This is a genomic window from Pseudomonas sp. AM14(2022), from assembly GCF_036346455.1.
Taxonomy (GTDB): domain Bacteria; phylum Pseudomonadota; class Gammaproteobacteria; order Pseudomonadales; family Pseudomonadaceae; genus Aquipseudomonas; species Aquipseudomonas putida_A.
Genome location: NZ_JAOTNY010000002.1, coordinates 167,190 through 188,779, shown reverse-complemented (window position 1 = coordinate 188,779; position 21,590 = coordinate 167,190). Strand labels below are relative to the sequence as shown.

Annotated in this window: 16 protein-coding genes; 1 reads left to right on the top strand and 15 read right to left on the bottom strand. The window is 58.4% G+C overall.

The annotated features are described in order from the left end of the window. Window positions 1-8 precede the first annotated feature (8 nt). Genes V3W27_RS04455 through V3W27_RS04445 form a run of 3 tightly spaced genes read right to left on the bottom strand, consistent with a single transcriptional unit; the run spans window position 9 to window position 6,247 of the window. A complete protein-coding gene (locus V3W27_RS04455) occupies window positions 9-3,305 on the bottom strand; it encodes a hypothetical protein (RefSeq protein WP_247267405.1) in 3,297 nt (1,098 codons plus the stop codon). Window positions 3,306-3,338: 33 nt separating this feature from the next. Then, window positions 3,339-4,202 (bottom strand): DUF4123 domain-containing protein, encoded by an 864-nt coding sequence (locus V3W27_RS04450; protein ID WP_183779988.1) that lies wholly within the window; start codon window positions 4,200-4,202, stop codon window positions 3,339-3,341. After that, window positions 4,193-6,247: a type VI secretion system Vgr family protein gene (locus tag V3W27_RS04445; protein WP_150368362.1), complete on the bottom strand. Its 2,055-nt coding sequence runs from the start codon at window positions 6,245-6,247 to the stop codon at window positions 4,193-4,195. Before V3W27_RS04445 ends, V3W27_RS04450 begins: the two co-directional genes overlap by 10 nt. A 374-nt stretch (window positions 6,248-6,621) precedes the next feature. Here V3W27_RS04445 and V3W27_RS04440 point away from each other — a divergent pair, with 374 nt between their 5' ends. After that, a complete protein-coding gene (locus V3W27_RS04440) occupies window positions 6,622-7,923 on the top strand; it encodes an OprD family porin (protein ID WP_247267408.1) in 1,302 nt (433 codons plus the stop codon). A 142-nt stretch (window positions 7,924-8,065) separates the two neighbouring features. On the opposite strand, the gene V3W27_RS04435 is transcribed toward V3W27_RS04440, so the two are convergent. The 12 genes from V3W27_RS04435 to V3W27_RS04380 all read right to left on the bottom strand — a co-directional run bounded on the left by V3W27_RS04435 (window position 8,066) and on the right by V3W27_RS04380 (window position 21,367). After that, a complete protein-coding gene (locus tag V3W27_RS04435) occupies window positions 8,066-8,683 on the bottom strand; it encodes a transglycosylase SLT domain-containing protein (protein ID WP_442962642.1) in 618 nt (205 codons plus the stop codon). Window positions 8,684-8,729: 46 nt separating this feature from the next. Beyond that, on the bottom strand, window positions 8,730-9,668 hold the full coding sequence (locus tag V3W27_RS04430; RefSeq protein WP_115989713.1) for a carbohydrate kinase family protein: 939 nt from the start codon (window positions 9,666-9,668) through the stop codon (window positions 8,730-8,732). Window positions 9,669-9,681: 13 nt separating this feature from the next. After that, window positions 9,682-11,178 carry a xylulokinase gene (gene xylB, locus V3W27_RS04425; RefSeq protein ID WP_330206020.1) on the bottom strand — a complete coding sequence of 499 codons (1,497 nt, stop codon included), beginning with the start codon at window positions 11,176-11,178 and terminating at the stop codon, window positions 9,682-9,684. 131 nt (window positions 11,179-11,309) lie between these two features. Continuing rightward, window positions 11,310-12,785: a mannitol dehydrogenase family protein gene (locus tag V3W27_RS04420; protein ID WP_330206019.1), complete on the bottom strand. Its 1,476-nt coding sequence runs from the start codon at window positions 12,783-12,785 to the stop codon at window positions 11,310-11,312. A gap of 17 nt (window positions 12,786-12,802) precedes the next feature. Then, a complete protein-coding gene (locus V3W27_RS04415; RefSeq protein WP_330206018.1) occupies window positions 12,803-13,906 on the bottom strand; it encodes an ABC transporter ATP-binding protein in 1,104 nt (367 codons plus the stop codon). 164 nt (window positions 13,907-14,070) lie between these two features. Beyond that, window positions 14,071-14,901, bottom strand: coding sequence for a carbohydrate ABC transporter permease (locus tag V3W27_RS04410; RefSeq protein ID WP_003225143.1), 831 nt, complete (start codon window positions 14,899-14,901; stop codon window positions 14,071-14,073). Between the two features lie 8 nt (window positions 14,902-14,909). Beyond that, window positions 14,910-15,836 (bottom strand): carbohydrate ABC transporter permease, encoded by a 927-nt coding sequence (locus V3W27_RS04405; RefSeq protein ID WP_330206017.1) that lies wholly within the window; start codon window positions 15,834-15,836, stop codon window positions 14,910-14,912. A gap of 153 nt (window positions 15,837-15,989) precedes the next feature. Beyond that, on the bottom strand, window positions 15,990-17,300 hold the full coding sequence (locus tag V3W27_RS04400; RefSeq protein ID WP_330206016.1) for an ABC transporter substrate-binding protein: 1,311 nt from the start codon (window positions 17,298-17,300) through the stop codon (window positions 15,990-15,992). 341 nt (window positions 17,301-17,641) lie between these two features. After that, entirely contained in the window at window positions 17,642-18,547 is a 906-nt protein-coding gene (locus tag V3W27_RS04395) for an AraC family transcriptional regulator (protein WP_027612740.1), read from the bottom strand. Window positions 18,548-18,615: 68 nt separating this feature from the next. Further along, on the bottom strand, window positions 18,616-19,485 hold the full coding sequence (locus V3W27_RS04390; RefSeq protein ID WP_330206015.1) for a phosphatidylinositol-specific phospholipase C domain-containing protein: 870 nt from the start codon (window positions 19,483-19,485) through the stop codon (window positions 18,616-18,618). Window positions 19,486-19,629: 144 nt separating this feature from the next. Continuing rightward, window positions 19,630-20,922 (bottom strand): glycosyltransferase, encoded by a 1,293-nt coding sequence (locus V3W27_RS04385; protein WP_330206014.1) that lies wholly within the window; start codon window positions 20,920-20,922, stop codon window positions 19,630-19,632. Between the two features lie 82 nt (window positions 20,923-21,004). Further along, window positions 21,005-21,367, bottom strand: a complete 363-nt coding sequence (locus V3W27_RS04380; protein WP_330206013.1) for a response regulator — start codon at window positions 21,365-21,367, stop codon at window positions 21,005-21,007. Window positions 21,368-21,590 lie beyond the last annotated feature (223 nt).

The window sequence follows — 21,590 nt, the reverse complement described above, 5'->3', positions numbered from 1 at the left end:
TCTTCTCTTTAATTCTTTGGGCCAACATAAGTAGCTTGACCGCTCGGCAGGAATGTATTGCCATAATATTTTATTCGCTTGCAATATCCATCCAGGCGTGCGCCAAGCACCTCAACGTGCTTTTTGTATCGACTGCGCATTCTGTCATTATCTACGCTAACTAGTCTTAGGACGGCTTCAGACATGAAGTTATCAATTCCTAGTCTATTTTCACAATAAGTTTGCTCAGGGTCGCTGGCGTCTTTTGTCCCAAAGCGATTCATGCTCATGCACGCCTCTTCAAATTGTGCTTGTGCAAGGGGGATTGTTCCCTGTGTTTCAGCTTGGCGAACAATCAGTCCAAGTATGCGCTCAATAGCTTGCTGTTGGATTAAGTGGCATTGGGCTTTTGAGTATTCCTTTTCCGCAGGTTTAATATCAGTCTCCTGCATCCCATACTCTCTAATCTTAAATGAGCTGGCCTCAGAGGTTAGTGTCATGAGCATTGGGCCAAGCGCACCAGGGGTTGCTGCTAATATCCATTGTTCAAGCTCAGTTTGATTGCGATAGTTCATGATCGTATGTGCAATCGTCGCCCCTCTGCCACCGCCAGTTAACGCCTCGTATAAGGACATCACCATGTCCACGCCTTGCATATAAAACATCGCAACTTCCATGCCTGCAGCGCCAAGGAAGTTAAGCTTGTCTATGTAATCAGCTGCATCATCGGTTACAAAAATTAGCGTTTTATCCTGGTTTTTGTGGATTTCTCGACGCACGAGATTAATCAGGTCAGTAACCCCGTCATAACCGACTTCGAACTGGAATTCGCCTCCCGCTCCCGCACCGACAATTAGTGATGCCTTGAACCGCATAATGAAGCGGCCTTCGTGCAAAGAAATGCCGATGTCTGCATTCGTGCCTAGCCCGTATGCGGCGGTAAAACCAGCAGTAAGTTTGGCAAGACTGGACCATTGGCTGGCCTTTGTGCTGTTGACACTGTTACCCATTCCGGGTGTTGGCGCGGTGCGCAGGGCTGCTATGTCTTTCGGTGGTGCCCAGTTCAAAGCGCCGGTCAGCAGGATCCCTGCTTGCACTCCCGCGAAGAGGTTAAATTTAGCTTTGGCGCCGTCCTCTACTCGAATTTTGGCGGCATTGCCTTCCAGCACCGGTTCGCTTCTCGCAGTTCCAGCGGTTGAATTTGTCGCTTCTGGACGTTCTGCGTCGGTGATTTCCGGAAGGTTAAGGCCGCCTTGTACGTTTGCACGTCCCAACTGAACGCTGGAGGAAAGAAGGAGAGTGGCACCCGTGTATCCCCACGCTCTGGCGCCCAAGTGGATGGAGAACCGACCGAGATTCAGGTTTTTGCGATTTTTGTCGTAGTCGAGGTAAGGAATCAGGATGTCTTTGGCCTGATCTCTGCCCGGAAGATCCATTTTCATCAGTTCGACTTCGCCACGTGCGAGGTCAATGGCCAGGCTTGCTTCAGCCTTGGCGGAAGCTTTGAAGTTATCCGCGACACTGAATGTCGGGCCGTTTATTTTAGCGCCAGTGTGGATTGATGACTGCGGCGGTGTGAGGCAACGCACGAGTTGCGCTTGGGGGCTATTGTCGAACAGGCGCAACGAGCTTCTGACTTCTTCTTTGAAGAGCAACTGACGAAGACGAAGTCCCCAGTCCTTGCGGGCTCCTGCATCCTCAAAGGTTTCGACCTTGTAGTTTTTCGACTTCAGGTAAGAATGGAACAGCTCTACATCAAACCAGCCTTTCTCATCAAACCAGTCACTCTGCTGATCTTTGATGGCTAGTGCACCTTCCGCTCGCAGCCACTCATGGAAAGGATTGTCGTCAGTGTCCGATGTTGCTTTTCCGTTGCTGTTTCCCGGAAGTTTCTTCAAGTCCTTGCTTGCTTTGGCGCCGATTTCACTCGCGTCCTTTTTCAGTACCTTTGTGATGCCCTCCAGATTGAGCAGACTCAGGTGTTTAACGGGACTGTTGGGACTATTGAAAAGTGCAACTTCGCGCAAAGGAAATTCTGCTTTGACCAAGCGCTCTTCCGGTTTTGGTTGAAACTGCTCTGGTTCCCACAGGAGATGTCGTAATGGCAGGGCTGCAGCAACCGCCGCTTCAGCGTCTTCGCGGAGTTTAAGGCGATCTTGTTGGATGCGCTGCCACTCTGCTTGCTCCGCTTCCACGATTCCTGTGGGGGGCGCGACGTTTTGGCCGCTGGCGTCAATCCAGGCTTTATATTTCGTGCGGATCTGCTCGGTGAGCTTGATCTGTTGCTGCTCCATCTCGAGATATGCTTTGAACTTCTCGACACCTGCGCTGATGTCACCCGTCTCAGGAATGAGCGCAAACTCCGGTAGGGCCAATCCGTAGTCGGCAACTTTCAAAATCGCATCGATATAAGCAGAGAAGTCTTTTTCGACTTTTTTGCGCTCGTTAGCGACTTCCTTTAAATAACCACACATCCGGGCTTTGCCATCGATTACGCAGTTTGTGGCGTCCAGATAAGCCTTTTTGTCTTTCTGAAAGTCTGCCTCCTTCAGAGTCGTCAACTTGCCACTCTTCGTGAGCGCAGCGCGGGCTTTCAAGTAAGTCTGCACGCGATTTCTTGCTTCGATCGCCCCCGGGGAAAACAGGTTGCCGCTCTCGTAGGTGTAGCCAGCAATTTTTGCCTGTGCAACTGCAATCGCTTTCAGCTTCTTCCATTCGTTGTAGAGGCGCTGCAGTTTCTGGCCGTCAGAGTTGGCTTCAAGCAGGCTCGCTTGCTGTTGATTGGCAAGCTCCCGATTGCGAGCGTATTCGCTTTGGTCTGGCAGTTTGTCCAAAGCAGCGGAGTTCCGGGCCTCTCGGCTGACAGCCTTCAATCGCATAGCCATGGTGGGCTGCGCGATATCGGGTTCCTGAGCCTCGATTTCGAGCATTCGGCTTTTTTGCTCGCCTTGCAGGAAATTACTCAGTTTGGGCTCCAGAAAGTACTCTAGAAGCCCTGCGGTGTTCATTCCCTTGAGTCGTTCTTCCGGAGACTTGCTGGCGCTGATGTGTTGCTCGAGTTCATTCATCGCCTCTTTGATCGAGCTGGCCGCTCGCTTAGGCAACAGGTAGAACATTTTTTCCTTGGTGGCGTAAATCACTTCGCCATATTCCGTCGAGCAGGCCGCCTTCACTTCGTCGAACGCGTTAGAGCAACTGTCAGGCGCCTCAGGCTGGGGATCAAGTTCCAAAGCAGGCTTGCTTTCGACCGGTACCGCTGAAGTCGACGCGTTCGCACGTGGTCCGTTGAGATCTACCTCGGGTGCTTCTGAAATTTCAGTTTCCATTTCGCTTCCATTCATTCTTTACGGACGGGGTCATCAAGCAACGCTGTTAGTGAGTTGCTGCAACTGCTGCACTTTGATGAACGACTCTTCCTTGGATTGCAGGATGGCCATTGCCTGTGGCTGCGTTTCGAGCAGCGGGCCGTTAGTGACGTGGCCCAGTTTCAGTAAATGACGACCTTCGTAAATGTTGTGGGCAACCAGCACGCTGAGGTTTTCCACGAGGTTGGGCAGTTGTTCGTCGGTAGGTTCACCGTAGGCAGCGTATTGCTCGTCTGCCCAATAAACCCATCCCAAATGCTCCTGAACCTTTGGCGCTGAGGGTGGCAGGTTGAACGCTGAAACGTCGCCCAGCCATTCAAGTTCCGAAAGGGCACGCCAACTGAGCCAGCGACCGCGATTGCGCCCGAAGTGGAGCGGTGCGGGGCTGTATACGTGTTGCCAAGGGCCGAAGAGCTGATGTGAATGTTCAGCGGTGGTGTAGGCCAGTGCGGCCCACAGGCTTGGCTTGTGATAACTCAACAGGCTTTGACCGCCGGAGCCATCGTTGGCACGCAGGAGCCAGCGGGCGTGTGCAAGTGCTTTGACTGGATCTGCTGTGGTGAGGGCGATGCCGGCAAAGTTCTCTTCGCAGAGACCTGCCGCTTCTGCAGCGAGGCGACTGCCCCACGGGGCGACCAGCCAGAGAGGGCCGTCAGCGGCGATTTCGGCGAAGTCGGTGTTGAGGAACAGGCCTTGGGTGTCGACGGGTTCGCCGACACGGTAGAGGCGGCTCATGGCTTCTGGCTGACGGACGCGATCAATGATGAAACACAGGCTCAGGTCGGAGCTTTCTTTCGGCAAACCCTCGAAGGCGTAGCGCGGCGCTTCGAGGAGGGCGCTCAGTGCTTTTACATGCATGTGCAATCCTTACGGCTGCAAGCGCCGTTGCTTTGTTTGCCGCACAACGGCGTGATACCGGACTCGTTGAGGCGTTTGGGCAGCGGGATGAGCACTTTGCCCGCCTTATCCACATCCGCCACTTTCATCGGCCCTGGCAGCAACGGGGCGGCCGGCGTACCTACGCCCGGCGCACCGCCGGTATTGACCTTCACCTCGGCGCCGCTGATGGTCACGCCACCGGCGTCGACCTTGACGAAGCTGCCGCCGGCTTTGGCGGTCAGTTCCATGGCGCCTTCGACGACGACTTTCTGGCCGGCGTAGTAATGGATTTCGCTGCCGGCTTCGACGAATTGCGCTGTGCCTACTTTGAGGTGCTGGGTGACTGCGACGGTCAGGTGATCATCTGCGCGCATTTCACTGACGCGATTCAAATGGGTGATGCGGTGCTCTTCGACTTTGAATTCGCTGTAGGTGTTGGCCTCAACCGTGTCATGCCGCTCATTGCCCACGCGGATCTTCTGGTCGTGCTCGATGTTCTCGTCCCAATCGCGTTGGGCATGGATGTAGATCTGCTCCACACCCTTTTTGTCTTCAATCCGAAACTCGTTGTAGCCCTTTCCGCCCGGGGAACTGAGGGTTTTGAAGGTGCTGCGGGTTTTGTTTGCGGGCAGGTCGTAGGGGACGACGTTTTCCTTGTGGTACAGGCAGCCGGTGACGAGTGGCTGGTCGGGGTCGCCTTCGAGGAAGGTGACGAGGACTTCCATGCCGATGCGCGGGATGGCAATGCCGCCGTAGGCGGCGCCGGCCCAGCCGCTGGCGACGCGCAGCCAGCAGGTGGTTTTGTCGTCGGACTGGCCGTCGCGGTCCCAGTGGAACTGGACTTTGATGCGGCCGTACTGGTCGCAGTGGATCTCTTCGCCGGCCGGGCCGGTGACGACCGCGGTCTGGCTGCCGAGGACTTTGGGTTTCGGGTGTTCGAGGGCAGGGCGGTAGTGCGCGTCCCACGGGGTGGCGAGGAAGCTGTTGCGGTAGCCCTGGTGGAAATCGCTTTTGTTGTCGGTGACGTCGCTGGTGACGTTTTCACCGAGCACTTGCGGTTGTTTGCCTTCGTGGAAGACTTCCAGCAGCAGCCACAGGTCGTTCCATTCAGCGCGCGGGTGTTCGGCCAAGGTCAGGAAGTGGCCGCTGGTCAGGGTCGGTTCGTCACCTTTGCCTTCGGCGAGTTTGTAGTCGCTGCGATGGCGTTCGAGGGCGCGGGTCGAGAGGAATTTGCCGCGCTCGCGGGTGGTGAAACGACCGGGGTAATCGTAGTCCTCAAGATCCGGGGCGAACTCGGATTTTACCGCGCCTTCGGGCAGGATCTTCGGTTTTTCGAAGTCGTAATCGCGGCGGCTGACGCGCGTGGTGCGGGTTTCCAGGCGCAGGTTGAAGCGCTTGATCACCGGTTTATCGGCGCTCATGCCGGAGTCTTGCTGGTAGCTCACGGCCTTGAGTTTGCGGAACACCGTCTGATCGTCGCCGAACACCAGTTTGTGCCCGCTGCTGCTGTGCTGGAAGTGGAAGTGAATGCCTTCCTCTTCGCACAGGCGCTGGATGAAATGCAGGTCGGACTCGTCGTACTGCACGCAGTAATCGCGCTGCGGATACTCGGCGTTGAGCTGGAAGCTGTAGGCGTCGGCCAGAATGCCGCGATCTTCCAGCACCTGGGCGATGATCTTCGGCACCGTGAGGTTCTGGAAAATCTGCTGGTCATGGTTGTGCCGTAGATAGGCCAGCTGCGGCACCAGGCTGATGCTGTAACGGGTCAGGGTCTTGCCGGAATCGCCTTGTTCGATGCGATACACCAGGCCATGAATCTTGCCTTCGCCGGTGGCGCCGAAGGTCAGGACGCCGGGCTTGTGCAGCAGCTCTTCGAGTTTGAGGTCGGGGCGGGCGCTGACCAGTTCGAGGTCGAAACGGAAAGGCTCGTTGAGGGCTTCGCGACCGGTGAAGCTGAGCACTTGCAGGTCGGCGGAGGCGCCTTCGAGGGTAAGGGTAATGTGGGTAGCGTTGGCGTCCAGCATGCCTTGAATTCCGTCCATTGAATAAGCAGGTGACGGATGATGGAGGATTAAACCGCCTCGTTCAAGGCGCAAATGCCGTAGAGAGGGGTCCCGCGGGGTATAGGGAAAACCCCTATGACGGCGTTTAAACCCAATGAAACCGGGGGCTTCGCAGTCGTGAGCCCTTGGTCAGCGCATGATTTGAGCCAATCGCAGGCCGAAGAATCGCCAGTCAGTTTCAGACTAAAGTCGCCTTCAACCCGTAAAAGCCATCTGCCATCATTGCAACTCACCCCTGCGTGTCCACTTCTTCCCGGCTGTTTTTGACCCGGGACGGGAGCTATTTTTCTGGCTGACTGCGCCCCGGCGCAAACGCTGTACTGTTGGAGTTTTTCATGCGTCCCCCATTCCCTCTCATCACCCCGCGCCAGTCGTTTGGCTTCGGAGCCGTTGTGCTGTGCGCCGGTTTTGTCGCGCAGGTTCAGGCCAGCGGTTTTCTCGAAGACACCACGGCGAAAATCGAATCGCGCACGGTGTACTTCAACCGCGACTTCCGTGATGGGCATACCTCCAGCGATCAGGGCGCTTCCAAGCGTGAAGAGTCGGCGCAAGGTTTTATTCTCAATCTGCAATCGGGTTACACCGAGGGCACGGTCGGCTTCGGTATCGATGCGCTGGGCATGCTCGGGTTTCAGCTCGACTCCAGCCCCGATCGCAGCAACAGCGGCTTGCTGCCGTCCAGTGGCGAGAACCCGCGCGGCTCGAAGGGTCAGTACGCAAAAATGGGCCTGACCGCCAAGGTCAAGGTCTCGGACACGGTGTTGAAGTACGGCGCACTGCTGCCGGATCTGCCACTGCTCAAGTACAACGACGGCCGCTTGCTGCCGACCATGTTCAACGGTGCGATGCTGACCTCCAAAGAAGTGAAGGATCTGACCTTCATGGCCGCGCGTCTGGACAAGTACACCGCGCGTGATTCCACCGATTCGCAAGACATCCGCGTGCACTGTAAGAACAAGCGCTACGCCTGCAACACCACCGCCGATCATTTCGACATGTACGGCATCGATTACAAGATCAACGATCGCCTGACCGCGCAGTATTACTACGCCGAGCTGGAAGACATCTACCGCCAGCACTTCATTGGCTTGCTCGGCAACCAACCGCTGGGTGACGGTGTGCTGAAGGCCGATCTGCGTTTGCTGAAAAGTGCCGACAGCGGTGATGCCAAAGCCGGCTCCATCGACAACCGCGCCTTGAGCGGCATGCTCTCGTACGGCATCAGCGGCCACACCTTCAGTGCCGGCTGGCAGCGCATGAACGGCGACAACTCGATGCCGTACCTCGATGGCAGCAATCCGTATCTGGTCAACTACGTGCAGGTCAACGACTTCGCCGCGGCGCAGGAGCGTTCCTGGCAGTTGCGTTACGACTATGACTTCAAGGCCATCGGCATCAACGGTTTGAGCTTCCTGACCCGCTATGTCAACGGTGATCACATCAAGGTCCCGGGCAGCGATCAGGAAGGCAAAGAGTGGGAACGCGACAGCGAGTTGAAGTACGTGATCCAGACAGGCACGTTCAAGGATGTCAGCCTGCGCCTGCGCAATGCGACTTACCGCACCAACTATGAAAAGTTTGCCCGGGATGTGGATGAGACCCGGTTGATTGTGAGTTACAACTTTTCGGTGTTGTAACCCTGAGAACTATGGCGCCTGGATGACCGCTATCGCGAGCAGGCTCACTCCTACAAAGGGATTTTGGTAGACGGGGATAGCGTGTTCGCCATCGATCCCTTGTAGGAGTGAGCCTGCTCGCGATTGGGCCTGATAGTCATCCCTACAACCAATGCCAGAACCGGCTCCAGAAGCCGCGATTCAGATCTTCCTTGCACCCGGCATACTGCCGCGCATACACGTCGGAGCGCGCCTGCACCTTGCGCGCAGTCGGCATCAGCCAGGCCTTGCTGGCGTAGGTCTTGTTGCGGAAACCGCCCCAGCCTTCGTGGTAGTTCAGGTACTGGTTATAGGCGTCGTATTTGTACACGCCGTTGATCGAGGTGGTCTTGTCCATGTACCAGCCGACGAAGTCGATGGCGTCATCGAAGTCTTCGCGGTCGGCGCCGTGTCGCCCGGTACTTTTCTGGTAATCGGCCCAGACTTCATCCTTGGCCTGGGCATAGCCGGAGGCCGTCGACACCCGGCCCCACGGAATCACCCACAACAGGTATTTACGCGGCGTCTTGGCGTCGTAGCGGTAGCCGGACTCCTGATACATGATCGCGAAGGGCACCTGGATCGGTACGCCCCAGCGTTTCTGCGTGACTTGCGCCGCATCGTACCAGTCGCTTTTCTCGCGGAAGATCGCGCAGATGTCTTCCGGCGAACGCGGCGGCGAGGTGCCGCAGCCGCTGACTAATCCCGCCAGTATCAAAAGTCCCGCCGTCCGCCCCGACATCAAACCGTCATCCCCATGCGCGCAAAAAGGCCGACAGTCTACGCGCTCAGCTCAACTGGTGACGATAGGGCAAATCCGGACCGGTCTTGCTGCACGTAAGGGCGGCCGCCTGTACGGCAAACCTGAGCATCGCGTCGATCTGCTCGCGGCTGAGTTGTTGAACCCCTTCGACCGAATCCAGTGCTTGCTCGGTCAACCAGGTAATCAGCGCCGCTTGAAAGGTATCGCCGGCGCCGACGGTATCGGCGATCTTCACCGAGCACGCCGGTACTGACCACGAACCATGAGCGCGGCTGAACACCGTTGCGCCTTCGCCGCCACGGGTCAGAAACACCAACTGGCAGCGTTGCTGCAGCCAGCCTTCGATCACGCGTTGTGGATCTTGTTCGGGATACAACAGGCTCAGGTCTTCGTCGCTGACCTTGATCATGTCGGCCAGTTGCACCAGGGTCGCCACGCGCTCGCGCCACAGGTCGATGTTCGGTTCCGGGTTGAGGCGCACGTTGGGGTCGAGGGTGATCAGGCGCTTGCCGCTTTCGCGTTGCACCAGAGTCAGCAGGGTGTCGGCGATCGGTTGCACCACCAGCGAGAACGAGCCGATGTGCAGACCACGCACTTCAGGGCCGAGCTGCGGCAGATGGGCGAGGCTTAATTGGCGATCAGCGCAACCTTCACCGCGAAAACTGTAATGCGGCGAGCCATTGGCGCCGACCGCGACCATCGCCAGCGTGGTTGGCGCGGCGAAGTCGATCAGGTAGTCCGCACGCACACCTTCATCCTGCAGCACCTGCTGCAGACGACGGCCCAGATAGTCGGTGGACAACCCGGCAAACAGCGCCGAATCCACACCCAAACGGCGCAAGCCGACCGCGACGTTGAACGGCGAGCCGCCGGCAATCGCTTTGAAATTGATCTTCGAAGCCAGACCGCTGGCATCATCTTCGCTGAAGAAATCGAACAGGGCTTCGCCACACACCAAATACATAATTGTTTGCTCTTTATAGGGTTGCGACATGCTGTTGATAGCGTTCATAGGCCTGCTGGAACGCCGCGACATGGGCGGCGACCGGCAGGGTTTCACTGTGCAGATCGAGCTTCACGCAGCGCTGGCACAGGTCGGCCAAAGTGTCTTCGTGGCCGTTCGACCATGACTTGCACCACGCCGCCTGAATCGCCGCGCCAAGGGCTGCGGCTTCGCTGTGTTCGGTGCAGATCACCGGGGTGTTCATGATGTCGGCGACGATCTGCCGCCACACCGCGCTTTTCGAACCGCCGCCGATCAGGCAAATGCTGCGGCTTTGTAAACCATTGTGGCGCAACAGATCCAGTCCATAACGCAAACCGAAGGTGGTGCCTTCGACCACGGCGCGACACAGGTTGGCCTGAGTCAGGTTGCTCAGGGTCAGGCCGTGCAGGCTGCCGGTGGCATGGGGCAGGGCGGGGACGCGTTCACCGTTGAGGAACGGCAACATGCTCACGCCTTCGGCGCCGATCGGCGCCTTGGCCACGAGGTCGTTGAATTGTTCGAGATCAAGGTCGAACAGTTCGCGGATCGCGCCGGTGGCGTTGGTCAGGTTCATGGTGCAGATCAGCGGCAGCCAGCCGCCGCTGGACGAGCAGAAGGTCGCGACCGAAGCGTCCGCGCTGACTTTTGGCGCCTCGGCGTAGGCGTACACCGTGCCGGAGGAGCCGAGGCTCATGGTGATCGCTCCCGGCTGAATGTTGCCGGTGCCGATGGCGCCCATCATGTTGTCGCCACCACCGCTGCAAACCAGCGCATTCGGGTTGAGGCCGAGTTGTTCGGCAATCGTCGGCAGCAGGGTGCCGACCGCTTGATGCGCGTCGATCAGCTCCGGTAATGCCGCTTGCAGGCGACCCGTGGCGTCGATGTCACGCAGCAGTTGCAAGTCCCACTGGCGGCTGCGCACGTTGAAATAACCGGTGCCGGAAGCGTCGCCATACTCGCTGCAGGCGCGGCCGGTGAGCCAGAAATTCAGGTAGTCGTGGGGCAGCAGGATGCGTGCGATGCGCGAGAACACCTCCGGGTGTTGTTCCTTGGTCCACAGCAGTTTCGACACGGTGTAGCCCGGCGCGATGACCACGCCGAGGCGCTCCAGAGAGCCTTTTTCGCCGCCGAGGTGTTTGAGCAGACGGTCGTTTTCGTCAGTGGTTTCGGTGTCGCACCACAGCTTGGCCGGGCGCAACACCTGGCCCTGATCGTCGAGCAGCACCAGACCGTGTTGCTGGCCGGAAACGCCGATGCCGAGGATCGCCTGACCGTCAACATTGGCTGCGAGCAAGGCGCGGCGGGTGGCGAGGGCGAAGGCGTCCAGCCACTGTTGGGTGTCCTGCTCGCGCCGGCCATTGGCGCCGCTGATCATCGTGTGCGTGGCCGCGCCTTCGCCGAGCACCTGACCGCTGCTGGCATCGAGGATGATCGCCTTGGTGCCCTGGGTGCCGCAGTCGATGCCGAGGAAGAGTTGTCGGGTGGTCACAGTGAGGTCCTCAGGGTGTCAGGTTTGCCAGGGTGAGGCTGCCATTCGCGAGCAAGCCCGCTCCCACAGGGGAACGCGTTTCAAAATGTGGGAGCGGGCTTGCTCGCGAAGGCGTCAGTAGAGTCACCGCATCACTCAGCCAGCACCCGCTCCAAAGTGCGCGTCACACCCACCTCACGCAAGCTGTTGCAGCACCACTCGAACGCCGCCACAAACGCCGCCGAACGCGGAATCGCCGTGCCGAAGATCTCCTCAACCGCCAACAACCGCTGGGTGATCAACGCATCGTCCGCCACCAGCCCCTGACAGAATTCCGCCCGTGGATCAGGAATCGCATAGGTATCGCCATTCTCATCCACGCCCTTCAAATACAACGCCCAGGCCGCCACCACCAACGCGGCACGCTTGGTTTCCTTACCATCGGCAATCAAGCGATTGATCGTCGGAATGGTGAACTTGGGAAACTTCGACGAGCCATCCGAGCACACCCGTTCCAGCTGGTCGGCAATCGCCTGATTGGAAAAACGCGCCACCAGCGTGTTCTTGTAGTCGGTCAGGTCGATGCCCGGCACCGGCGCCAGTTGCGGGGTGACGTCGAGGTCCATGTAGGCGCGCATGTAGCGCACGAACAGCGGGTCGTTCATGGTTTCGTGAACGAAGCGATAGCCCTTCAAAAAGCCCAGATACGTCAGCGCCAGATGGCTGCCGTTGAGCAGTTTGATCTTCATTTCTTCGTAGGGCGAAACGTCATCGGTGAACTGCACGCCAACCTGTTCCCAGGCCGGGCGCCCATTGACGAACTTGTCTTCCAGCACCCATTGCACAAACGGCTCGCAGACCACTGGCCAGGCATCGTCGACCGCGTGTTTGTCGGCCAGTTGCAGGCGGTGGGCGGTGCTGGTCATCGGTGTGATGCGGTCGACCATGGCATTTGGGAAACTGACGTTCTGTTCGATCCAGTCGCGCAGTCCCGGGTCGCGCAAGGTGGCGAAGGCCAGCAGCGCCTTGCGGGTCACCGCGCCGTTATGCGGCAGGTTATCGCAGGACATGATCGTGAACGCCGGTATGCCCGCGCCACGGCGTTTTTCCAGCGCCGCGCAGAGGAAACCGAACACGGTTTTCGGCGTTTGCGGATGTGCCAGATCGTGTTGAATCTGCGGCAGGTGCGCCATGAATTCGCCGTTGCTGTCGTCGATGCAGTAGCCGCCTTCGGTGATGGTCAGCGAGACAATGCGGATCTGCGGATCGGCAAGTTTGTCGATCAGCGCCTGCGCGCCATCCTCGGCCAGGAGCATGTCGCGGATCGCACCGATCACCCGCACTTCGGTGTCGTCGTTATCGCCGAGTTCGAACAGGGTAAACAGGTAATCCTGCTCCTTGAGGTCGTCACGGGCGCGGCGGTCTTCCGCGCGCAAGCCGACCCCACAGATCGCCCAGTCCAGCGCCTGGCCGGTGTTCATCAGCGCATCGGTGTAATACGCCTGATGCGCGCGGTGGAAGCCGCCGACGCCAATGTGCGCGATGCCCTGACGGGTGTCGCTGAGGTTGTAGGCCGGCAGTTGCACCTCGGGGGCGAGGCGATGCAGGTTTTGTTCATTCAGTTTCATCGGGCAGGTCTCGAAATTCAGGCCGCGGCGCGAAGCGGGCGGGTCAGCGCCACGCCATCGGCGTCGAACAGGTGGCAATGGCTGGCGTCCAGGTGCAGGTTCAGTTGCTCGCCGTAGCGGCTCGCCAGGTCACCGCGCACGCGCATGGTCAGGGCTTCGCCGGCGTTGGTGGTGACGTGGCAGAAGGTGTCGCTGCCCAGGCGTTCGCTGACGTCGGCGGTGACTTGCAGGGTGCAGTCGCCCGCTTGTGCCAGCTCCAGATGTTCCGGGCGAATGCCCAGGGTCACCGCGCTGCCGACGCTCAGGTTGGCGGCGTTGAACGGCAATGTGATGCGCGTACCGGCGTCCAGCGAGACTTCGCAGGTCTGGCCGTCGATGCGGGCGATCTTGCCTTTGAGGAAGCCCATTTTCGGCGTGCCGAGGAACCCGGCGACGAACAGGTTGGCCGGGTTGTGATAGAGGTCCAGCGGCGAGCCGACCTGCTCGATTTTGCCGCCGTTGAGCACCACGACTTTGTCGGCCATGGTCATGGCTTCGACCTGATCGTGGGTCACGTAGATCATCGTGGCTTGCAGGTCCTTGTGCAGACGTAGCAGCTCCAGACGCATCTGCACCCGCAGCGCGGCGTCGAGGTTGGACAGCGGTTCGTCGAACAGGAAGATCTTCGGATTGCGCACGATCGCCCGGCCGATGGCGACCCGTTGCCGTTGGCCGCCGGACAGCTGTTTGGGCTTGCGCTCGAGCATCGGCCCGAGTTCGAGAATGCGCGCCGCTTCGCCGACCTTTTTCTCGACTTCGGCTTTCGGTACACCGGCCAGATCGAGGGCGAACGACATGTTTTTCTTCACGGTCATGTGCGGGTACAGCGCGTAGGTCTGGAACACCATCGCCAGATCGCGCTTGGCCGGGCTGACTTCGGTGATGTCGCGGCCATCAAGTTCGATGGTGCCGCCGCTGACTTCTTCCAGCCCGGCGATCAGTCGTAGCAAGGTGGATTTGCCGCAGCCGGACGGGCCGACGAAGACCACGAACTCCTTGTCATTCACCTCAAGGTCGATGCCCTTGATGATGGAGAAACCTTCGAAGCCTTTTTGCAGATTCTTGATTTTCAGGTTGGCCATGGTGATGGGCCTCCGCTTAAGTTAATTCAATGGCGCAGGGCATGCTTTTGGTGGGAGCGGGCTTGCTCGCGAAGGGGCCGTGTCAGTCACCATCATTGTTGGATGACCCACCGCTTTCGCGAGCAAGCCCGCTCCCACAGGGGAAGGTGTTGGTTCAGGAATATTCATTTCACGGCACCGAACGACAGGCCGCGCACCAGTTGTTTCTGGCTGATCCAGCCGAAGATCAGGATCGGCGCGCAGGCCAGGGTCGAGACCGCCGACAACTTGGCCCAGAACAAGCCTTCGGGACTCGAGTAGGAGGCGATCAGCGCGGTCAGCGGCGCGGCTTTCGACGAGGTCAGGTTCAGCGACCAGAACGCCTCGTTCCAGCACAGAATCAGCGACAGCAACACGGTTGAGGCGAGGCCACCCTTGGCAATCGGTAGCAGCACGCGGACCATCTCCTGCCACAGGGTGGCGCCGTCGAGGCGGGCGGCTTCGAGGATGTCTTTGGGGATGTCCTTGAAGTAGGTGTAAATCATCCAGACCACGATCGGCAGGTTGATCAGGGTGTAGATCACGATCAACGCGATGCGCGTGTCGAGCAGGCCGAAACTCTTGGCCAGCAGGTAGATCGGCATCAGTACGCCCACCGGCGGCAGCATCTTGGTCGAGAGCATCCACAGCAGCGTGCCCTTGGTGCGCTGGGTTTCGTAGAACGCCATCGAGTAAGCGGCAGGCACCGCGATCAGCAGGCACAGCGCCGTGGCACTGAAGGAAATCACCACCGAGTTCCAGGCAAAACTGAAGTAGTCGCTGCGTTCGTTGATGTGCAGGTAGTTCTCCAGCGTCGGCGTGAAGATGAACTGCGGCGGCGTGGCAAAGGCGTCGATTTCGGTCTTGAAACTGGTCATCACCATCCAGAAGATCGGGAAGAAAATCACGATCGCGATGGCCCAGGCCAGGGTGCCGAGCAGCAGGCTTTGCAGCCGGCGGGATTGTTGAAGAGTCATGGCAGGCCTCAGGCTTTGTCAGTCAGGTTTTTGCCGATCATCCGCACCAGAATGATCGCGGCGATGTTGGCGATGACCACGGCAATCAAGCCGCCCGCCGAGGCCATGCCGACGTCGAACTGCACCAGCGCCTGGTTGTAGATCAGGTAGGCTAGGTTGGTCGAGGCGTAGCCGGGGCCGCCGTTGGTGGTGGTGAAAATCTCGGCGAACACCGACAGCAGGAAGATCGTTTCGATCATCACCACCACGGCAATCGGCCGCGCCAGGTGCGGCAGGGTCAGGTGCCAGAAGATCGCGACGGGGCCGGCACCATCGAGACGCGCGGCTTCCTTCTGTTCCTGGTCGAGGGACTGCATGGCGGTCATCAGGATCAGGATCGCGAAGGGTAGCCATTGCCACGAAACAATGATGATGATCGACAGCAGCGGGTAATGCGCCAGCCAGTCCACCGGCTCGGCGCCGAACAGCCGCCAGACGTAGGCGAGAATCCCCGACACCTGATGGAAAATCAGGTTCTTCCAGATCAGCGCACCGACGGTGGGCATGATGAAGAACGGCGAGATCAGCATCACCCGCACGATGCCGCGTCCGAGAAATTCGCTGGCCTCAAGCAACGCGCTGATCAACACCCCGAACACCACGCTGATCAACAGCACGCTGCCCACCAGCAACAGGGTGTTGGTGGCACCGGGCAGGAACCCGGAGTCGGTCAGAAAGTAAGTGAAGTTCTCCAGCCCGACGAATTCGTTGACGCCCGGATCGAGCAGGTTGTAGCGAATCATCGAGAAGTAAATGGTCATGCCCAACGGCACGATCATCCACAGCAGCAACAGGGCCACCGAAGGGCTGACCAGAAACCAGCCGGGATTGCGTACGCGGACTTTGCGCTGGGGTTGCGACAAGTCGAGGTGGGCTTTGGCAGTTGAAGTATTCATGGTGATCACAACCGAGTCATACAGACCTATGGAGATCTAATGTAGGAGTGAGCCTGCTCGCGATAGCGGTGGGTCAGCCACCAATGGTGTTTGATGGAAAACCGCCATCGCGAGCAGGCTCACTCCTACAAAAGGCAGGAGCGAGCAGTGTGGTTACTTGGGATAACCGGCGCGCTTCATCTCGCGTTCGGTGGTCTGCTGCGCGGCGGTCAGGGCCTGATCCACCGTGGTCTGGCCGATCAGCGCCGCCGAGAACAACTTGCCGACCTGGGTGCCCACGCCCTGGAACTCAGGAATGGTCACCAGCTGAATACCGATGTACGGCACCGGTTTCAACGTCGGTTTGCTCGGATCCGCCGCTTTCAACGATTCCAGCGTGACCTTGGCGAACGGCGCGGCGCTCATGTAAGCATCGCTGTAGGTCGAGGCGCGGGTGCCCGGTGGTACGTTGGCGATGCCGTCGGTCTTGGCCACCAGCTCGCCGTATTCCTTGGAGGTGGCCCAGGCGCTGAATGCCTTGGCGGCGTCCTTGGCCTTGGAACTGGTCGGAATCGCCAGTGCCCACGAATACAGCCATGCCGAACCTTTGTCAGTGACCTGATGCGGGGCGAAGGTGAAACCGACGTGATCGGCGACCTTGCTCTGGGTCTTGTCGGTGACGAACGAGCCGGCGACGCTGGCGTCAACCCAGATCGCGCACTTGCCGCTGTTGAACAGCGCGAGGTTTTCGTTGAAACCGTTGCTGGACGCGCCCGGCGGGCCGGATTTCTTCATGGTGTCGACGTAGAAATTCAGCGCGTTTTTCCATTCCGGCCCGCTGAACTCAGGTTTCCACTGCTCATCGAACCAGCGTGCGCCGTAAGCGTTGGCGACGGTGGTGATCAACGCCATATTTTCGCCCCAGCCAGCCTTGCCGCGCAGGCAGATGCCGTACTGTTCTTTGTCTTTATTAGTGAGTTTTTCTGCGAACCCGGCGATCTGTTCCCAGGTCGGGCGCTCGGGCATGCTCAGGCCGGCGTCCTTGAACAGGTCGGTGCGGTAATAGGTGATCGAGCTTTCGGCGTAGAACGGCAGGGCATACAGCGAACCCTTGACCGACAACCCTTCGCGCACCGACGGGAACACGTCGTCGAGGGCGTAAGAAGCCGGCAGATCCTTCATCGGTTCGAGCCAGCCCTTGGCGCCCCAGAGTGCCGCTTCGTACATGCCGATGGTCAACACATCGAACTGGCCACCCTGAGTGGCAATGTCGGTAGTCAGGCGCTGACGCAGGACGTTTTCTTCCAGCACCACCCAGTTGAGCTTGATCTCCGGATGCTCGGACTCGAAAGTTTTCGAGAGCTTTTGCATGCGGATCATGTCGCTGTTGTTGACGGTGGCGATGGTCAGGGTCTGGGCGCCAAGGCTGACGCTGCTGAGGGTCATGCAGGTGAGGGCTAGCAGAGCTTTTGCAGTGGGTTGCATCGTGCACTCCTTTTCTGCGTCCGTTGGGAGGCAGAAGGACAGTTATTGTTTTTGTGTCTTCCGGTGCAGGAAGAATGTGCGCTGATTACAGCCCTCAATCGACGGACTGACAAATCATCCGTCGCACTCAAATCAATACTTTTTTGCACTGGTGTTTGTTGCGGTAGACGCAGGGAAGGGCTTTTCAGTGGGGAGGGGCTATTGAATCAGTACAGGTTTCATCGCATAAGATGCTTTTTGTGGGAGCGGGCTTGCTCGCGAAAGCGCTGTGTCAATTTGCAGATCAGTTGACTGATACCCCGCTTTCGCGAGCAGGCTCACTCCTACAAGGGGCGGTAATATCAGCCGAGGTTTTGTTCGGTCAGACGCTGTACAGCGAGGCGTCGATAGTGCGACGGCGTCATGCCCTTGAGTTGCTGGAAGCGTCGATTGAAATTGGAAATGTTATTGAACCCCGACTCGAAACACACCTCGGTCACCGGTTTGTCGCCGTCGGCCAGCAGTTCGCAGGATTTGCTGATACGCAGGCGATTGACGAACTCGATGAAGTTGCGCCCGGTGGCCTGTTTGAACACGCGGCTGAAATAGGTCGGCTTCATCCCCAGATGCTCGGCGACTTCTTCCAGAGTCAATTCGCGGGCGTAGTGGTCGAAGATGAAGTCGACCGCTCGGTTGGTGCGGTCGATGTTGTGCTCGTCGGCCAGTTGCGTGTTAGTGGCGCCGGACAGCAATTGATAATCGTCAGTCGCCGCCAGCAGCTCCATCAAAATGAAAAAGTGTCCGAGACGGGTAACGCCGCGCGTGTCGGCAATTCGCTGCATCAACGTCATGGCCTGACGGATCGTATCCTTGTCGCGAAATTCGATGCCATATTGCGCACGCTCCAGTAGCGGCGCCAAAGTCTTGAGTTCGGCGAACACCTGGTGCCCGCTGTCGAACAACTCATCGGTGAAGTTCACCAGCATGTCGCGCTTTTCCACCACCTCGTCGTCGGCCACCTGGCTGATCCAGTTGTGCGGCAGATTGGGCCCGGTGAGGAACAATGTTTGCGGATAAAAGTTGCCGATATAGTCGCCGATGAAGACCTTGCCGGAACTGGCAACGATCAGGTGCAGTTCGTATTCCTTGTGAAAATGCCAGCGCACTAACGGGCACGGAAAACCATGCTGACGGTAGATGATGGACAACCCGTTATGGTCGTCCATCAGTTCGTAGGAGGGATCAGTGATTCTGGTTGCCCGAGTCATGTCCGATGCGTCTTGTTGTGGTGTTCAGGTGCCCATCATGCACGCGCGTCACGGACAGTTCCAGCGCCTCAGCCCCGGGCCTTGCGTAGACCCTTGGACTGGTTGACCTGCTGGCAATGGCTGATCAATGGAGTGCCACCGATGAAGTCGGCATTGATAATGCTGCACTTCGGCGCCCATTCCGAGTCTGGGGCGAACCAATGATCGAGTTCGTTGGTGATCCGCTTGACTCCGGCCAGTTCGCCGTAGCTGGTGGCCGACAACGACCAGAGGCTGCCGTATGCCGGCGGGTTGGCCAGGGTTCGGGTGATGTGTTGCTTGAGTTGCTCTGGCGAGGTGATGTCCGACCCGCTCCATTCATGGCGGATTTTCGGCCAGTACAGGGGCGAATTGAAATCCGGGTGCGAGTCGCTTGCCAACACCACGCGTTGTAGCGAACTGGCCCTTTTAAGTTGTTCAAGGGTCAGATGACTGTTGTTTCGGGGGATAAGCCGCGAAGCCAGTTCCGTAGTGATGACTTCATGGAAACCTTTGTAATCGAATGGCTGATCGTTGGTGCCCTTGAGTTCATGTAAGTCCAATACGATGAATTCGTTCGGATTTTCATTGAGGAAAAAATTGAGACTTTTTACCAACTCGCTCAAGGAGCGTCCCTGGAGCAGTTTCACGCCATGAAAGGTATGAAACTTCCTGATGCCCAGCCAGTGTTCATCGGCATGCAGACGCAAGTCGAAGGCGCGCACGCCTTCATTAAGTTGCTGAATGAACGGACCGTCCTGACAGACAAACCAGTTCTGGGCGGGTTGGAGATAAGCCGGGTACGGAAAATCAAAATCCAGCCCGGAATTATGCGCGCCGGGCCAGACCACTTCGCCAAGGGTCAGTCGGTCCATATCCGGTGTAGCCGCCATCCAGTTTTTGAAAGGGTAATTACTCATGGTGCATTCCGTTGCAGATAAAGTTTAATTTCCGACCAGTCAACTTGTTTGGTCAGTTCGGAAGTTATTCTTTGGTGCAAACGGAAAAAGTACAAGCCAGCACTCTTTGCAAAGTATTGGCAATGTGATTTTGCACTTTAATTATCAACTTTTCTGGTTCTTTGCTTCGATCCACTGCGCCATGTATTGGGTGCTTTTATGCAAGTGGTGACGCAACATGCTGCCAGTAAAGTTGGCGCGACGTAATGCTGACAAGTTGTCGCGGCAATGTTGCAGGCGAGCGATCAGCGCCGGGCCGTGATCATTCTGCCGATAGCGCGCATTCAACAACGCGACGCCGGCCTGCTGTGCATCAGTCCAGCGCAATCTGTCTTCGTGCAGCGCCACAGCGGCGTCGGCCAGGGCCTGGGCCGACTGAGCCACCGCACCGGGCCAGGGCAATGCGCCGCCCATGCCTTCGGCGCCGATGGGCGTCGTGACGTTGGGCGTGCCGCAGAGCATTGCATCGACGATCTTGCCCTTGATCCCAGCGCCGAAACGCAAAGGCGCCAGGCAAACCCGGGCTTGCGACATCACTTGCAGCGCATCTTCTGCCCAGTTCATCACATGAAACCCCTGCGCCGCGTTGTGCAGGGCTGTGGCCTTGGGCGGCGTATAGGCACCGTAGATATGCAGTTGGGCGCCGGGCAATTGCTGGCGGATCAGCGGCCAGATGGCGGTCTTCATCCACAGCACGGCGTCCCAGTTGGGCGCGTGACGGAAGTTGCCAATACTCAGAAAGTGCGCCCGCTCTTCAAAGGGGACGAACGAATCGCGCGGTGGTTCGAGCATCAGCGGGCACCAGTGCAGCAGCTCGCCAGGGACTTGAAACTGTTCGACCAGCAACTGAATTTCAACTTCGGAAATCATCAGATTCAGATCGCAGCGATACAACGCGGCGATTTCCCGTTTGGCCAGGTCCGTATCGGCCATCAACTCGAACTCTTCGCGCAGCGCCGGCGCGAACAGTGCGCTGAAGTCCTGATTGTCCGGGTCGTCTTTCAAGCGCTCCTTGAGCCGTTGGTGGCGGGCGTGGCGCAGGCTCTGCAGGTCGGACGTCTCCAGTACGCGCAAGGCATTCGGGCAATGTTTCTCGACGCGCCAGCCGAACTGCTCTTCCATCATGAACTGGTCGAACAGCACGATATCCGGTGCCAATTCACTGATGAAACTATCGAAGCTGCTGTTGTTCAGTTCGATCGGCACTTCGCGGATGCCCAGCGCGGTCAGGTCAGCCTTGTGCTCGCCCAGGCCGGCCGGGCTGCTGAAAGTGATGTCCCAGCCTTGCTGCAAAAACGTCTCGAGGATCTGCATCACATGCCCGCTGGCTGCCGAGGAGCGCGGTTCGGGCCAGACGTAACCGATGACCAGAACTTTGGTGGCGGGTGATGCAGTCATTGACGGGTAATCCTTGCAGGCAGGCGGCTGAAAATGGCGCGCAATTAGAGCACATCTGCAGCCGCTGCCGGATCAAGGCCAATCACTTGGTCAGAATGCCCTTGACCTTGTCACGCAATTGATCGATGGAGAACGGTTTGCCGATCACATGCATGCCCGCAGGCACGTCGATGTTTTCGGCGTAACCGCTGGCGAACAGAACGGGCAGGGTGGAGCGCAGTTCACGTGCCTTGCCGGCCAGTTCACTGCCTGTCATGCCCGGCAGGCCGTAGTCAGTCATCATCAAGTCGATAGCCTTGCTCTGATCCCCGAGAATCTCCAGCGCAGACTCGCCGTCATCGGCCTCCAACACACTGAATTCCAGCTCCTCGAGCACATCGACGATGAGCATGCGTACGATGTCGTCGTCTTCTACTACAAGGATGGTGGACGCTGGGGTGGACATAGGGATAGCTCTCAAGAAATGAAATCGGAACGGCGACCGGTCGAAAATGCCGGGCTCTTGCATGAGTAAGTGGCGCATGGCCACAAGTTCCCGAGCGGATACGAAAAAGATTAGCTGCAAATCGGGGCGGCAAGGATACCCGTTGCCTGATCGGGAAGTGCAGCAAATGTAGGAAATTGCCATCATGGCGGTGAGAAAAATGGATCCATAGTACCGTTTTGGG